At 67.2% G+C, this 14,901-nt stretch carries 14 protein-coding genes; 7 read left to right on the top strand and 7 right to left on the bottom strand.

All coding sequences use genetic code 11. The features are described from left to right. Positions 1-87 precede the first annotated feature (87 nt). Complete coding sequence (locus KV110_RS40950) at positions 88-1,083, top strand: oxidoreductase (RefSeq protein WP_218472442.1); 996 nt, start codon at positions 88-90, stop codon at positions 1,081-1,083. Positions 1,084-1,149: 66 nt separating this feature from the next. On the opposite strand, the gene KV110_RS40945 is transcribed toward KV110_RS40950, so the two are convergent. Continuing rightward, the gene (locus KV110_RS40945) at positions 1,150-2,670 is read right to left on the bottom strand and encodes an MFS transporter (RefSeq protein ID WP_218472441.1); all 1,521 of its coding nucleotides are present in this window, start codon (positions 2,668-2,670) and stop codon (positions 1,150-1,152) included. A 126-nt stretch (positions 2,671-2,796) separates the two neighbouring features. Here KV110_RS40945 and KV110_RS40940 point away from each other — a divergent pair, with 126 nt between their 5' ends. After that, entirely contained in the window at positions 2,797-3,513 is a 717-nt protein-coding gene (locus tag KV110_RS40940) for a TetR/AcrR family transcriptional regulator C-terminal domain-containing protein (protein WP_218472440.1), read from the top strand. A 140-nt stretch (positions 3,514-3,653) separates the two neighbouring features. Here KV110_RS40940 and KV110_RS40935 read toward each other — a convergent pair whose 3' ends face one another. Together KV110_RS40935 and KV110_RS40930 are read right to left on the bottom strand one after the other, a co-directional pair. Next, on the bottom strand, positions 3,654-4,601 hold the full coding sequence (locus tag KV110_RS40935; RefSeq protein ID WP_218479521.1) for a DNA-3-methyladenine glycosylase family protein: 948 nt from the start codon (positions 4,599-4,601) through the stop codon (positions 3,654-3,656). A 361-nt stretch (positions 4,602-4,962) separates the two neighbouring features. Further along, positions 4,963-7,836: an FAD-binding and (Fe-S)-binding domain-containing protein gene (locus tag KV110_RS40930; protein WP_218472439.1), complete on the bottom strand. Its 2,874-nt coding sequence runs from the start codon at positions 7,834-7,836 to the stop codon at positions 4,963-4,965. 137 nt (positions 7,837-7,973) lie between these two features. On the opposite strand from KV110_RS40930, the gene KV110_RS40925 reads away from it, so the two are divergent. Continuing rightward, complete coding sequence (locus KV110_RS40925; protein WP_218472438.1) at positions 7,974-9,854, top strand: ABC transporter ATP-binding protein; 1,881 nt, start codon at positions 7,974-7,976, stop codon at positions 9,852-9,854. 49 nt (positions 9,855-9,903) lie between these two features. Here the strand turns inward: KV110_RS40925 and KV110_RS40920 are convergent, their stop codons facing one another. From KV110_RS40920 to KV110_RS40910, 3 genes are all read right to left on the bottom strand, one after another. Beyond that, on the bottom strand, positions 9,904-11,424 hold the full coding sequence (locus tag KV110_RS40920; protein ID WP_218472437.1) for an alpha/beta hydrolase: 1,521 nt from the start codon (positions 11,422-11,424) through the stop codon (positions 9,904-9,906). A 93-nt stretch (positions 11,425-11,517) separates the two neighbouring features. Beyond that, positions 11,518-11,724, bottom strand: coding sequence for a hypothetical protein (locus tag KV110_RS40915; RefSeq protein WP_218472436.1), 207 nt, complete (start codon positions 11,722-11,724; stop codon positions 11,518-11,520). Continuing rightward, on the bottom strand, positions 11,724-12,014 hold the full coding sequence (locus tag KV110_RS40910) for a hypothetical protein (RefSeq protein WP_343224155.1): 291 nt from the start codon (positions 12,012-12,014) through the stop codon (positions 11,724-11,726). Before KV110_RS40910 ends, KV110_RS40915 begins: the two co-directional genes overlap by 1 nt. A 331-nt stretch (positions 12,015-12,345) precedes the next feature. Between KV110_RS40910 and KV110_RS40905 the strand changes: the two genes are divergently transcribed. The 4 genes from KV110_RS40905 (at position 12,346) to KV110_RS40890 (ending at position 14,105) form a co-directional block, all read left to right on the top strand. Next, positions 12,346-13,299 (top strand): helix-turn-helix domain-containing protein, encoded by a 954-nt coding sequence (locus KV110_RS40905; RefSeq protein WP_218472434.1) that lies wholly within the window; start codon positions 12,346-12,348, stop codon positions 13,297-13,299. Next, positions 13,296-13,499, top strand: a complete 204-nt coding sequence (locus KV110_RS40900) for a DUF397 domain-containing protein (protein ID WP_218472433.1) — start codon at positions 13,296-13,298, stop codon at positions 13,497-13,499. Before KV110_RS40905 ends, KV110_RS40900 begins: the two co-directional genes overlap by 4 nt. A gap of 43 nt (positions 13,500-13,542) precedes the next feature. Next, positions 13,543-13,767, top strand: a complete 225-nt coding sequence (locus KV110_RS40895) for a DUF397 domain-containing protein (RefSeq protein WP_218472432.1) — start codon at positions 13,543-13,545, stop codon at positions 13,765-13,767. A gap of 200 nt (positions 13,768-13,967) precedes the next feature. After that, entirely contained in the window at positions 13,968-14,105 is a 138-nt protein-coding gene (locus KV110_RS40890; RefSeq protein WP_246634268.1) for a hypothetical protein, read from the top strand. Positions 14,106-14,154: 49 nt separating this feature from the next. Here KV110_RS40890 and KV110_RS40885 read toward each other — a convergent pair whose 3' ends face one another. Then, positions 14,155-14,901 (bottom strand): succinate dehydrogenase/fumarate reductase iron-sulfur subunit, encoded by a 747-nt coding sequence (locus tag KV110_RS40885; protein WP_218472430.1) that lies wholly within the window; start codon positions 14,899-14,901, stop codon positions 14,155-14,157.

The following is a 14,901-nucleotide window of genomic DNA, read 5'->3' as shown; positions in this document are numbered from 1 at the left end:
ACACAAGCTGTGCACCCCGACAACGCGGGCGTGCGACAGACGTCGGGATCTGTCCAGGTGGGCGGCAACGCTCGTATGCTCGTCGGCATGGAGTTCTGGGCGATGGTGGCGCATGAATCTGACGGCGGGATCGTTCTCACCAAGCAGGAGGTGGGCGAGGAATTCCTCGGGCCGGGTGAGGTGACGATCAAGGTGCACTTCTCCAGCGCGAACTACAAGGACGGGCTGGCGATCACACCCGGCGGCGGGGTGGTGCGGAAATATCCGATCATTCCCGGCATCGATATCACCGGCGAGGTGGTCTCCTCCGAGGACGACGATTTCGCCCCCGGCGACCTGGTGGTCGCACACGGCTACGACATCGGGGTCGCGCACCACGGCGGGTACGCCGAGTACGCCAGGGTGCCCGCCGACTGGGTGGTGAAGCTCGACGGCCTGAGCCCGCGGGACGCCGCCGCGCTCGGCACCGCCGGTTTCACCGCGGCGCTGAGCGTGCAAGCCCTGCTCGACCGGGGACTCACCCCGGAGGCGGGCGCGGTGCTGGTCACCGGTGCGACCGGTGGTGTCGGCAGCGTGAGCATCGACATCCTGTCCGGCCTCGGCTACGAGATCGTCGCCTCCACCGGCAAGACCGACGCGGGCGATCTGCTCAGCGAACTCGGCGCCAACGAGGTCATCGGCCGCCTGCCCGAGGATCCCGAAGCCAAGCCGCGGCCGTTGACCAAGGCCCGGTGGGCCTCGGCGGTGGACAGTGTCGGCGGCAAGTCGCTCGCCTACATCCTCAGCGCCATCGGCTACGGCGGCGCGGTCGCGGTCAGCGGACTGACCGGCGGTTCCGACCTGCCGACCACAGTCATGCCGTTCATCCTGCGCAACGTCGCCCTGCTCGGCATCGACTCCGCCTTCGTGCCGATCGAGAAGCGCCGCGAATTGTGGACCCGCCTCGGCAATGAGCTTCGACCACAGCACCTTTCGACGCTGACCCAGTTCGCGCCGGTCACCGACGCGTCGAAGGTCCTGCAGTCCATCCTCGGCGGCACCCACACCGGCCGTACCGTTTTCAGCGTCCTCGGCGAATTCTGAACGGACCGAAAAGACCTGCCCGACCAGCAGTGCTGATCGGGCAGGTTTTCGCTGAATTCGGTTGTCCTACTTGACCAGTGCCGCCTCTTCGAGCGGGCCATCCACGTCCGCCGGGGCGGTCTTGTTGTTGCGCATGACGATCAGCGCGACGATCGCACCGGCCAAGATTCCGGTGCCACCAGCGAGGAAGCTGGTCGACATGGCGGTGGTGAAGGCCTCCCGGGCGACCGCGACCAGCTCGGTGTCGCCGGTGCGGGCGGCCAGGGCCAGCGCGTCGCCGATCGAGGTGCGGGCGATCTCGGGGGCCGAATCCGGCATGTTGCCGGTGAAGGTGCTGGCCAGAATGCTGCCGAGCACCGCGATGCCGAGGGCGGCGCCCGCCTGCTGAATGGTGTCGTTCAGCGCGGACCCGACACCCGCCTGCTCCGCTGGAACGGCGCCCATCAGCGCGGCGATCGCCGCGGGCTGCGCCAAGCCGGCACCGGCCCCGAGCACGATCAGCGCGACGGTGAGCACGCCGAAGCCGCTGTCCGGGCCGAGTCCGGCCAGCAGGCCGAGACCGACGGACGAGACCAGCATGCCGGTGACGGCAAGCGTGCGGTTGCCGACCTTGCTGCCAAGGCCCGCGCCGAGCCCGTTGAACACGATGGAGGCGGCCATCATCGGGATGAAGGCCAATCCGGCCTCGGTGGGCGAGTAGCCGAGCACGAACTGCAGGTACTGGGTCAGCACGAGCAGCAGCCCGCCGTTGGCGACCTGGACCAGGGTGAGCGACAGGCTGCCACCGGCGAAGTCACGGTTGCGGAACAGGTTCAGCGGAACCATCGGATGCTCGACCCGCTTCTCCCACACCACGAAGGCGACCAGACTGACGACGGCGACGGCCATCGTGATCAGCGTGGAAGCGTGATCGAAACCGCCCTTGGGGAATTCGATGATGGTCCACACCAGCGCGGTCATCCCGATCATCGACAGCAGCGCACCCGGCACGTCCGGCGCGGTCCACGGTCCCTTCGATTCCGGCATCAGCACCAGCGCGGCGACAATGGCAATGGCGGCCACCGGAATGTTGATCAAAAACGCCGCGCCCCACCAGAAGTGCGCGATCAGCACGCCGCCGAGCACCGGTCCGCCGACCAGCCCGAGCACCGAGGCGGCGCTCCAGAAGCTCATCGCCTTGCGCCGTTCCGCGTCGTCGAACACGGTGATCAGGATGGACAGCGTGCTCGGCAGCACCAGCGCGCCACCGATGCCCATCACCGTGCGCGCCGCGATCAACTCGATCGCGCTCGTGGCCAGCGTGGCGCCGAGTGAAGCCACGCCGAACAACACCAGACCGATGATCATCACCCGGCGCCTGCCGAACCGGTCGGCGAGACTGCCTGAGGTGAGCAGCAGGCCCGCGAACACCAGGATGTAGGAATCCAGGATCCATTGGATGTCCTGTGCGCTCGCGTTCAGGTCCTCGGCCAGCGGCGGTACCGCCACGGCCAGCACGAAGTTGTCGATGACCAGGACCAGCGTGCTGAGGCACAGCACGATCAGAATCCACCAGCGCTTCGGATTGCGGGTGTCCATCGCGTCCATCGGAAACTCTCTTCTCACGGTGTTGCGTACGGTGTTCTCTTGTTGCGAACACAGTACGCATCGTTTCTGGCTGTACGCAAGTGCGAACATCGTGCGCTATGCTCGGTGGCAACGGAAGGAGTCGACGTGGCCGTCGAAAAGCAGCAGATCGGATCGGTATGGACGCGACCGCGCCGTGGCCGCGAACAACCGGCTCTGACCAGGGAACAGATCGTCGCCGAGGCGGTCGGCTTGCTGGATTCCGAAGGCATGGAAGCGCTGACGATGCGCCAGCTCGGCGCCCGGCTGAATGCCGGTGCGACCTCGCTCTACCGGCACGTCGCCAATCGAGACGAGCTCATTGAGCTGGTCGTCGACGAGGTCTACGGCGAGATCCGGGTGCCCGAGATCGCCGATCCGGCGGACTGGCGCACGGCAACCGAGACCTGCGCCGAAAGCATGCGCGCGATGATCCTGCGGCACCCGTGGATGGCGTCGACGCTCGGCCAGGTCGGGCTGTCCTACCTCGGCCCGAACGTCATGCGTCTCAACGACGGTCTGGTCGGGCTATTCGAAGCGGGCGGCTTTCCGGCGGCGGAGGCGGGCGACGCCATCAGTGCCGTGATGAGTTATGTCGTCGGGATGGGGATCAGCGAGGCGGCTTGGCTCGCACTGCTGGCCCGGACCGGCCAGACGGAACAGGAGCTGATCGACCAATTGCGACCCGCCGCCGAGGAGGCGGCCAAGGACTATCCGAGGTTCCAGCAGGACGACTGGGACATGAACCCGACCGAGCGCCGGGACCGGAAGTTCCGCTACGGCTTGGATCGCGTCCTGGACGGACTGAACGCCCGCCGGGGCTGAGCCCGATTACGCCGGTGGCTGAACTCGATTGAGCCGGGGCTGAACTCGATCAAGCCGGGGCTGAGCCCGATTACACCGGGGCTGAGCCCGATTACACCGGGGCTGAGCCCGATTACACCGGGGCTGAGCCCCAGCTCGTTTCAGTGCCAGGTGTGGTCGGTCAGTGGGGTGCGCGGGCCGAATTTCGGCTTGTGCGCCTGGCCGCTGATCTCCAGTAGCCGGACGGCTCGATAGCGGTGCGGGCGAAGCGGTTCCAGGTATTCGACCATGGTGTCGTCGTCGATGGGGTGGCCGAGCAGGGTCCAGCCGATGATGGCCGCGAGGTTGAAGTCGCCGACCGACAACGCATCCGCGTCGCCGAAGGCGCGCTGAGCGGTCTCGGCGGCGGTCCACACACCGATGCCGGGGATGCTGCGCAGCCTGCGGGCGGCCTCGGCCGGGTCGACACCCGCCGCCCGTTCCAGTGAGCTCGCCACCCGGGCGGCCCGCACGATGGTTTGCGCCCGCTGCGGCCCGACATTGGCGCGGTGGAAAGCCCAGGACGGGACCCGGCGCCAGGTGTCGGCGTCGGGCGGCAGCCGCAGGCCCTCCGGTGCCGGGCCCGGCGCGGGATCGCCGAACTGCCGCACCAGTTTTCGCCACGAACCACGGGCCGAGATGGTGTGCACCTTCTGCTCCAGCACCGCGGGCACCAACGCCTCGAAGACCAAGCCGGTACGCAACATCCGCAAGCCGGGGAAGCGGCGATGCGCCTCGACGAGCTTCGGGTGGTCCGGGACGAAGCCGTCCAGATCCTCGTCCAGGCACAGCATGTGATCGAGGCCGTCGAGGAATTCCTGGGCACCCGGCCCCCACGCTTGTCCGTGCACCGCGCACGGCCCGGACTGGGTCAGCCGGTAGGTGACGGGGCCCGACGACATGCGTGAGGCGTGCCAGTGCGCACCGTCGCGGGTGGTCTGATGGCACGGGTCGCCGGCGCCACGGCGCAGCGGCGCGATGGTGCACGCCAAGTCGATCGGACGGTCGGACGTCACGGTCCTGGCCAGACCGGTTGGGTCCACCTCCGGCTCGACCATCGCGTTACGCATCGGACCATTCTGCCCGATGGCGTGCGGCGGAATGCGTGCCCGTCCGCAGTCGATCGGGAACCACTTGCCCACAACCGAATTCATCGTTTTTCGATGCCGATTCCGCATGACAGCAGGTCCACGGTATTTTGTAACGCGAAGAATGGACGTGGCGATATTGGTTCCGATCGGCAAACAGCTGGCAGTCGCCACATGGAGGTATCGAATGATCACCAACTTGCTCAACTGGTTGCTCAACGCCTGGGGTGGCGTTTCCGCAGGTAGCTCGGGTTACCAGATTCCGCCAGGCACACTGCCATTCGGCAGCTGACCGGTATCGCGCACTCGCCGTGCCCGTCGGCTCGGCGAGCGCGCGAAAGTCTCACTGCTCCAACAGGAACTGCGCCAGATGGCGGCCCCGGCGACCGGCCAGCTGGGCGGCCTGGGTACGGCAGGAGAAGCCGTCCGCGAGAAATACCGCATCCTCCCCGGCGGTGCGCAATGCGGGCGACAAACCGTTCTCCGCTACCGCGACCGAAATGTCGTAATGGCCGTTCTGCATTCCGAAGTTTCCCGCCAGCCCACAGCATCCGGTGATTTCAGTCACATTGATACCCATTGTGGCTAACACCTGGCGATCGGCATTGAAGCCGAGAATCGCGTGCTGGTGACAATGCGGCTGAACCACCACTGTTCGGCCGGGCCGGTGCGGTGGCTCCCAGTTCGGTTGTTCGGCCAGGAATTCGGCAAGGGTGCGTACAGCCTGCGCCGTTGCCGCCGCGCGCGGGTCGTCCGGTAGCAGCTCGGGTAGATCCGAGCGCAGCACGGCGGTGCAGGACGGTTCCAGGCCGACCACGATGCCGCCTTCTCGCACGTGCTCATCGAGCGCGTCCAGCGTGGCACGCAGGCGTGTGCGAGCCCCATCCAACTGGCCGGTGCTGATCCAGGTGAGTCCGCAGCACACCCGCCGGACGGGAATGCGCACCCGGTAACCGAGCGACTGCACCAATTGCGCCGCGGCCAGCGCGATCTCGGGATCAAAGGCGTTGGTGAAGGTGTCGATCCACAGCATCACCTCGGGTCGATCGGCACTGTCCCCCGAGGTGCTGGCTGGACTCTGCGTCTCGGTCATTGCCGCACCGGTGCGTGGGTTGTCCTCCGACGCACCCGCCGACCCCATGGGCGGTGCGACGCCGCCGAGGTCGCGCCAGATCCGCCGGAAACTACGATCCGCCAGTCGCGGCACCTCGCGGCGCGGATCAATACCCGCCGCGCGCAACCCGATTCGGCGCAGCACGACGACCTCGGCCAGCGCGTTGGCGGCCCGCGGTAGGCGGGTCGCGACGGCCAGCCAGCGCGGCAGCCAACCCAGCGAGTAGTGATCGAGCGGCCGAGGGCGGTGCCGATAGCGGCGATACAACGCCTCGGCCTTGTAGGTGGCCACGTCGACGCCCGCCGGGCAATCCGACCGACAAGCCTTGCAGGACAAGCACAGATCCAGGGATTCGGCGACCGCGTCGGACGACCACGGCAGCTCGCCGCGCACCACTTCCTGCAATACCCTGGCCCGGCCTCTGGTGCTGTCCTTCTCGTCCCGGGTGGCCAGGTAGGACGGGCACATGAAGCCACCGGCGGCCCGCGTATCGGCGCGGCACTTGCCGACACCAACACAGCGGTGCACTGCCGTACCGATATCGCCGTTGTCGTGCGGGAACGCGAAGCCGCCCGCAGCGTGGACCAGTGGCAGCTCGGCCACCCGCAGGTCGGCATCGACCGGTCGCGGCTCGACCAGCACGCCGGGATTGAGCACATCGTCCGGATCGAAAAGGGCCTTGTATCCGGCGAATACGTCGAGCACCGGACGGGAGTACATGAGCGAGAGCAGTTCCGACCGAGCCCGGCCGTCGCCGTGCTCGCCGGACAGCGAACCGCCATGCCGCACAACCAGTTCGGCGGCGTCGAACAGAAAGCGCCGAAAGCGTTGCGGGGCATCGGCGATCGGTAGATCCAGCCGGACGTGGATACAGCCGTCACCGATGTGGCCGTACAGCAAGCCGTCCACCCCGTGCTCGCGCGTGAGGTCGGCGAAATCCCGCAGGTAGGCGCCGAGCCGCTGCGGCGGCACCGCCGCGTCCTCCCAGCCCGGCCAGGCCGGGTGGCCGTTCGGCGTGCGACCGGCCAGGCCAGCGCCGTCGGCGCGGATGTGCCAGAGTGCCGCCGCGGCAGCGGGATCGGTGACGATGCGGGAATCGAGCGCGTCGACGGACCGGCGCAGTTGTTCGGCGACCGCCACGGCCTCGGCGGGGGTGTCGCCCACCGTCTCCACGAACAGCCACCCGCCGCCGCGCGGCAGGTCCGGGACGGTGCCGCGATGGGCGCGGACGGCATCGACGAGCCGCGCGTCGATGCCCTCGACCGCGGTCGGCGCGCACGCCATCACGGCGGCGACATCGTCCGCGGCGGTGGCGATATCGGGGTAGCCGAGCACCGTCAGCACGGTGGCCTTCGGCAGTGGAACCAGCTCGACCGTCGCGTCGAGCAGCAGCCCGCAGGTGCCCTCGGACCCGACGAAGGCCTTCGCCACCGCCGAACCACGTTCGGGCAGTAGATGTTCCAGCCCATAGCCGGAGGCCTGCCGCTCGAAGCGACCCAGCTCGGTGCGCAACACCGCGAGGTTCGCCCTCGTGAACTCGGTGAGCCCGGGCAGCACGGACAGGTCGTCCGCGAGCGTCCGCTCGACACCGCTGCCGTCGAGAATGCGCAGTTCCCGCACCGTGTCCGAGGTGCGGCCCCAGGCGACGGCGCGCGGCCCGCAGGCATTGTTGCCGATCATGCCGCCGAGGGTGCAGCGATTCTGCGTGGACGGGTCCGGCCCGAACCGCAGCCCGTGTGGTCGAGCCGTGCGCTGCAACTCCGAAAGCACGACACCGGGCTGTACCCGGGCGACCCGCGTCTGCGGATCCACTGCCAGGATCCGATGCATATGCCTGCTGAAGTCCAGCACCAGCCCGGGGCCGACCGCATTGCCCGCAACCGAGGTGCCACCGCCCCGCGCGGTTACCGACAGCCCGTTGTCCTTGGCGAATTCGAGGGTGCCCGCCACATCCTCGTCCGTGCGAGGAAACACCACCGCCCGGGGCGGCACCCGATAGTTGGAGGCGTCCGCCGAATACTCGGCGCGCCGACGCGCCGACGCATCGACCTCGCCGCCGATCCTGCCGCCCAGCGCCGCCACCACCCGGTCCTCGCTCACCACGCCAGCCTAAGCGTCGTTGGAATTTCGCTGTGCGGGGAATTCGGGTGGGGTGGGATTGGCTTGCTCTCAACCTTTGTTGAGGTCTTAGTGTCGGTGGCGACGGCTTTGATGGGGTGGGGAGCGAGAGGGAGTTCTACGTGAGTATCGAATCGGTGGCGTGGAGTCAGATCTATCGGCGGGCCAACGCGCCCAAGGAGCAGCGGCCGTTCAGCATGGCCACGGCCCGGCGCATTGTCGGGTTCGCCGCGCCGCATCGCCGCCGCATCGGGGTGTTCCTGCTGCTCAGTGTGGTGTCCGCGCTGCTCGCGGTGGCCACGCCGGTGCTGGCGGGCCGGGTGGTCAACAACATCGTCGGCGGCGCGGCGCCAACGGTCGTGGTCAAGCTCGCGCTGATCATCGGCGCGATCGCGGTCTTCGACGCCGCGCTCGGGCTGGCCATCCGCTGGTTGTCCTCGCGCATCGGCGAGGGTCTGATCCTGGACCTGCGGACCGCGGTCTTCGATCACGTGCAGAAGATGCCGATCGCCTTCTTCACCAGGACCCGCACCGGTGCGCTGGTCAGCCGGTTGAACAATGACGTGATCGGTGCCCAGCGCGCGTTCAGTGACACGTTGTCCGGCGTGGTGGCCAATCTGGTGACCCTCGCACTCACATTGGGCGTGATGCTAAGCATCTCCTGGCAGATCACCCTGCTCGCGCTGCTGTTGCTGCCGGTGTTCGTTCTTCCCGCTCGGCGGATGGGTAACCGGCTGGCCGACATGCAGCGCGAGGCGGCCAAGTTGAACGCCGCCATGAGCACGCAGATGACCGAGCGGTTCTCCGCGCCCGGCGCCACGCTGGTGAAGCTCTTCGGCCGACCGCGGCAGGAATCCGGCGAGTTCGAGCTGCGTGCCCGGCGGGTGCGCGATATCGGCGTGCGCACCTCGATGCTGCAGACCGTGTTCGTCACCTCGCTCACCCTGGTTTCGGCGCTGGCGGTGGCCCTGGTCTACGGACTCGGCGGCTGGTACGCGCTGCGCGGGCAGCTGGACGCGGGTGCCGTCGTGGCGTTGTCGCTGCTGCTGACCAGGCTCTACACGCCGCTGACCGCGCTGGCCAGCGCCCGGATGGAGATCATGGCCGCGCTGGTGAGCTTCGAGCGGGTCTTCGAGGTACTCGATCTGCGGCCGCTGATCGAGGACGCGCCGGACGCGGTGCCGGTGCCGGCGGGACCGGTCGCCGTCGAACTCGACAATGTGACCTTCGGGTACCCGTCCGCCGACAAGGTGTCGCTGGCCTCGCTGGAGGACGTCGCAACCCTGGACACCCGCGGCGGCGTCGACGTGCTGCACAAGGTGTCGCTGCGCGCCGAGCCCGGCCAGCTCATCGCGCTGGTCGGCTCGTCGGGTGCGGGCAAATCGACTATCGCCCAGCTGGTTTCCCGCCTCTACGACGTGGACAGCGGCGCGGTGCGGTTGAACGGAACAGACGTGCGCGAGTTGACCACCCAGTCGATCAGGGAGACCGTCGGCCTGGTCACCCAGGACGGGCACCTGTTCCACGACACCATCCGGGCGAACCTGCTGCTCGCCCGGCCAGAGGCACAGGAGGCCGAACTGTGGGATGCCTTGCAGCGGGCTCGGTTACGCGATCTGGTCGAATCCCTGTCGGACGGCTTGGACACCGTGGTCGGCGAACGCGGCTACCGGCTCTCCGGCGGTGAACGCCAGCGCTTGACCATCGCCCGCCTGCTGCTCAAGCAGCCGCGCGTGGTCATCCTCGACGAGGCCACCGCCTCGCTCGACTCAACCTCCGAAGCCGCTGTCCAGGAAGCACTCTCGGAAGCGCTGGATGGCCGGACGGCCCTGGTGATCGCGCACCGCCTGTCCACCATCCGCGCCGCCGATCAGATCCTGGTGCTGGAGGACGGCCGAATCATCGAGCGCGGCACGCACAGCCAGCTGTTGGCGGCCGAAGGCCGGTACACGGAGCTGTACCGCACCCAGTTCGCCGACGATTCCGCACCCGTCGCGGCCTGACCCACCGGCCCGATGACATCCGGTCATCGGGCCGACCAGCAGCACCCGCCTACTGCGTCGACGGGTCGGCGTAGCACGTCATATCTTCGGCGGGCAGCGTTCCCGTACCGAGATAGGTATTGATCGCGTCGTTCACGCAGCTGCTCAGCCCCGGCCGGAAGGTCAGGTGAATGCGGACATCCTGCAAGGTGACCAGTCGCGACTCGGACATGTACTCGTGCAGCCTGCGCGCATGGACGTACGGAGTACGGGGGTCGCCTGTCGCGCTCAGAATGAGCGCGGGTACCGCATTGCGCACAACGGTCGCGGGTTCGACCGGACTCGGCCAGAACGCGCACGGCTGAATATTGCTCGCCATCGCCCCGAACACCGGCTGGGTGGCCCGGCTCTCCTCGATGTTGCGCCAGTACCAGCCCGGATCGCGCGGCACCCCGACGTCGCCACAGGCGATCTGCGCCAGCGCCGAGTTCTCGCCGTCGCGCAACGCCTTCAGGATGGCGCCGAGCCGCGGCGAGCGTGCCGCCGTCGGCGGACCGCCCGCGGCATCGGCGATCTCCCGCACCGTCTCGGCCATCGCCACGTTCAGCCGGAAATTCGTCAGCAGTCCGTGCAGCACGAACGGCAGCCAGTGATCGTCGACAGCGAAGCCGTCGATGACGATCGGCTGCCGCGCCGCGGCCCGGACCAGGTCCTCGATCGTCGTCCGCACCTGCTGCGGCGTCGACCCGAAGTGGTAGGTGTCGTCCTTGGTCGCGGCCCATGCCGCCCAGTCGTCCAACGCGATCTCGTCCGCCGGACCCCAGTCCTGCACCAGTCCCGCCCAGTACCGGTCCGGATCGATCGCGCTGTCCAGTACGATCCGTCCGCTGCGTTCCGGGAACATCTGGGTGAACACCGCGCCGAGGTAGGTGCCGTAGGACAGCCCGAAGTAGTCGATCTTCTGCTCGCCGAGCACACCACGGACGACATCCATGTCCCGAGCGGTATTACGGGTGGTGAACTGCCGCATCATCTCCGGGTCGTGGATCAGGCACCCCGCCGCCATGCCCGCCGACTGCACGGTGTCGTGCACGAAACCCAGCGGGTCCAGACCGGCCGACCGGATCATCTCGCCGACCGGCCAACCGCAGCGCGGGCTGCGCCCCGACTCCCCGACGCCGCGCGGATCCATCCCGATCAGGTCGTGCGTGGCCAGCACCTCCGGCGTCAGCACGTCACCGAGCAGGTCGACGCTGTCCAGCCCTTCCCCGCCGGGCCCGCCCGGATTGCCCAGCAGAATCCCTTGCCGCCGAGCCGGATCGGTGGCCTTGACCCGCGATATCGCCACGGTCATCGTCCGGCCGTCGAGCCTGCTGTAGTCGAGCGGCACCAGCACGTCCGCGCACTCGCCACCGGCTTTGTCCAGATTGGCGATTCCGCAGGGCTTCCAGTGGAGTTCTTGGCGGTAGAACCGGTCCATCCCGGTCGAGCCCGCGTCGGTGCCCGGCGCGGCATTGCCGTAACCACTGACCGGCACGGCGGTCAGCACCGAAACCGCCAGCACTGCCACCGAACCTCGGAACAGCCTCATCAACACCAGACTTCGCCTCTCACACGCCCACATGCCTCGTCGCGCAGAGAACGGTATCGGATCGCGGCTGTTTCGGTCGGGTGCCGAGTGCCCTCAGGACGGCAGCGCGCGCTCGTCGAGCACGCACTTACCCGCTTCTACCAGCGTGGTCCGGGCCCGGCGGCGGACCAGGCAACGGTCGACGGTGCAATCGAGGTGTAATTGCATTGCCGCGTGCGCTTGTTCGTTGGTCATCACGCCGGGATCGGTCCCGCACGCCAACATCGCGGCCACATGCATATTCAGGTTGGTGAGTTGCATCAGGCGACTCCCGCCTCGTGCCGGTCCTTGGGCCGACGATGTCGAGTCGGCGCTGGGTGATCGTCGGCCCAGGAGGATTGCCGCACGGCCATCCCGACCGCCTCCAGCGCGGTCAGCCCGACCTCGTCGGCGAGCTCACCGACGACGTCGAGCAGGGTCGGCACCACTTCGGCAACCCGCAATGCGGCAACGGCTTGCGCGCACGTCAGGGTGCGGCCGGGGAGGTAGGAAACCACCCAGCTCCCGTGGCCGACGCTGCGTGCTCGATGCGCGGTGAGATCGCTGGTCATCAAGGACGACGCTATGACATGTACAGCCATGACTCCTCGTTCCTGCGGGCGACTCCTGGTGAGTGCCCGGAGGTTTCGCGGCGACGCCACTGCGGGCGTTCGAGCCTCCGGGCATACTTCCAGCACACCATTGCCGGATGCATGAAACAACGCCCGCGATGGATATCCAAAGATTTCGCGCGAATTCCCAGCACGAAAACCAGCCGGGAGGGGAGGATTCTCCATAGTGGACGAAAGAGCCCGCTGCCCAAGCGAAGTGACGGGGAACCGAGCTTGCTGGTTGCCCCCGGAAAACCACGGGTGAGCAGCCGAACACAGAACGGAGCGTGCTGTGTCAGCGAGTTCGGCAAGAGCGTCAACGAGTTCGGAGCGAGCGTCCGGATGGTCTGACAAACCGACCGGTACCGACAGCGCCTCCTCCACCTTACCGCGCCGGCAACTAGGCAGATATCTCCGCGACTGGCGCACCCAGGCGGGACTGACCATCGCCGAGGCGTCCCGGCTGATGGAGTGGGGCGCAAGCACTCTGCAACGCCTGGAGAAGGGTCAAGCCGATCGCATCCGCACCATCGACATCCAGGAACTGTGCCGCATCTATGGCATCCCCGACGAGCTGGCCGATGGTCTCAAGGGTTTGGCCCAGCAGGCCGCGGTCAAGAGCTGGTGGCACGCCTACGGCGACCTGATCCCCGAAAACTTCGACGTCTATGTGGGTTTGGAGGCCTCGGCCCAGCAGCTGAGCTCCTACCAATCCGAGCTGGTGCTCGGCCTGCTGCAGACCGCGGACTACGCCAGGGCGCTGCACCGGCTCGGCTACCCGGATGACACCGCCGCCGAGTTGGAGCGGCGCGTGCAGCTGCGGATGCAACGGCAGGCATTGATCACCAGGAAGGCCTCGCCGGCCACCGTCGCCGTGGTGTTGCACGAGTCGGTCTTGCGCCGCGTGGTCGGTGGCGCCAAAGTGATGGCGGCGCAGCTACGACATCTTGCCGATTTGAGTACCAGTGACAATGTTTCGGTGCGTATTCTGCCGTTCGCGGCCGGCATTCCGCTCGGAGATTCAACTGGACCGTTCACCATTCTGGAGTTCGGTACCGATAGCAAGGGGCAGCCGGTAGAGCCACCCGTGGTGTATGTGGAGGGTTTTACCGGCGATCTCTACCTCGAAAGACCGGTCGATGTGCAGCGGTATCATCGGGCACACGAGTGCCTCCAGCGCGCCGCGCTGGATATACAAACCAGCAGACATCTGCTCCGGCAGATAGCGAAGGAGTTTGCGGCATGAGTATCGATCTTATTGGGGCGCAGTGGTTTACGAGCACGCGCAGCGGCAGCAAGGATTGCGTCGAGGTCGCTTTCCTCGACGGCGGACATGTCGGTGTGCGCGACAGCAAGAACCCCGGTGGCCCGGCTCTGGTTTTCGGTCCCGCGGAATGGGATACGTTCACCGCCGGAGTGACGGACGGCGAATTCAGCCGTTCGTGAGTATGGCGCGAGCAGCGACATCGAGCGCAGGCGAGGAGAAGTCGTGAGTATCAATAGTGGCGCGAATGTCGACCTGACCGGAGCGACGTGGCGCAAGGCCGGTGCGGGCGCGGGCAACGACAGCGTCGAGGTGGCGCAGCTCGCGGATGGTCACGTCGGCCTGCGCGACGGCAAGAACCCCGACGGGCCCGTACTGATCTTCACGCCCGCGGAATGGGCCGCGTTCACCGCCGGTGTGCACGACGGCGAGTTCGACCGCCCGGAATAGCGCGCGTGGGCCCGGCAGCGTCCTGTGCGCGCCGGGCCTTACCGTGTCCCGCACCACGCGGATCAACAAGATCACAAAACGGTTCAGATCCGGCAACAAACCCGGTTTCGCCCGGAGATCTTTTGGGTAGTTAATTTTTTGTGGACCGTGGGCTCAAAGGTTCCCACTCCCGGTACAAGAAATTGCGGCCTGGGGATTGGGTGGAATGGCTGATCGTCGCGCTGCTGTTCGCGGTGACCTCGATCGGCGTTTACATCCTCACCGGCTCACTGCTGTCGGCTCTGTTCGTCGGCGTGTTGGTGTGGGTGGTCGCCGTCGGCGTGGTGGCGATGTTATGACGGGTGCGCCAACCGGCCGAGCCTGAAACTCGGCCGGTTGTCATCGGCGTCAGCGACGAAAAAGCTTGTTGCCCAACCACACCAGCGGATCGTACTTACGATCGGCCACGCGCTCCTTCATCGGGATCAAGGCATTGTCGGTGATCTTGATATGTTCCGGGCAGACCTCGGTGCAGCACTTGGTGATATTGCAGAGGCCGAGTCCCTGCTCGTCCTGGGCGAGGTCGCGCCGATCGGCGACATCCAGCGGATGCATCTCCAATTCGGCGATCCGCATCAGGAACCGCGGCCCGGCAAACGAGGTCTTGTTCTCCTCGTGGTCACGCACCACGTGACAGGTGTTCTGGCACAGGAAACATTCGATGCATTTGCGGAACTCCTGGGAGCGCTCCACATCGACCTGCTTCATCCGGTAGTCGCCCGGCTTCAGATCCGCGGGCGGCGTGAACGACGGTATCTCCCTGGCCTTCTGGTAGTTGAAGGACACGTCGGTGACCAGGTCCTTGACCACCGGGAAGGTGCGCATCGGGGTCACCGTGATGACCTCGGCCTCGGTGAAGGTGGACATCCGCGTCATACAGAGCAGCCGCGGCCGCCCGTTCACCTCGGCCGAACAGGAACCGCACTTGCCCGCCTTGCAGTTCCAGCGCACCGCCAGGTCCGGCGCCTGGGTGGCCTGCAACCGGTGGATGATGTCGAGCACCACCTCGCCCTCGTTCACCGGCACGGTGAAGTCGTGCAGTTCGCCGCCGTCGAGGTCGCCGCGCCATACGCGGAATTTGGCGTCGTAACCCAT

This window comes from Nocardia iowensis (assembly GCF_019222765.1).
Classification (GTDB): domain Bacteria; phylum Actinomycetota; class Actinomycetes; order Mycobacteriales; family Mycobacteriaceae; genus Nocardia; species Nocardia iowensis.
This window is presented reverse-complemented; position numbering and strand designations above follow the sequence as displayed.

Excerpts from the sequence above, each read along its gene's own strand:
- KV110_RS40945 (WP_218472441.1), bottom strand. The coding sequence starts at position 2,670 with ATGGACGCGATGGACACCCGCAATCCGAAGCGCTGGTGGATTCTGATC.
- KV110_RS40900 (WP_218472433.1), top strand. The coding sequence starts at position 13,296 with ATGAGTATCGATCTTATTGGGGCGCAGTGGTTTACGAGCACGCGCAGC.
- KV110_RS40915 (WP_218472436.1), bottom strand. The coding sequence starts at position 11,724 with ATGCAACTCACCAACCTGAATATGCATGTGGCCGCGATGTTGGCGTGC.
- KV110_RS40920 (WP_218472437.1), bottom strand. The coding sequence starts at position 11,424 with ATGAGGCTGTTCCGAGGTTCGGTGGCAGTGCTGGCGGTTTCGGTGCTG.
- KV110_RS40935 (WP_218479521.1), bottom strand. The coding sequence starts at position 4,601 with ATGCGTAACGCGATGGTCGAGCCGGAGGTGGACCCAACCGGTCTGGCC.
- KV110_RS40885 (WP_218472430.1), bottom strand. The coding sequence starts at position 14,901 with ATGGGTTACGACGCCAAATTCCGCGTATGGCGCGGCGACCTCGACGGC.
- KV110_RS40910 (WP_343224155.1), bottom strand. The coding sequence starts at position 12,014 with ATGACCAGCGATCTCACCGCGCATCGAGCACGCAGCGTCGGCCACGGG.
- KV110_RS40950 (WP_218472442.1), top strand. The coding sequence starts at position 88 with ATGGAGTTCTGGGCGATGGTGGCGCATGAATCTGACGGCGGGATCGTT.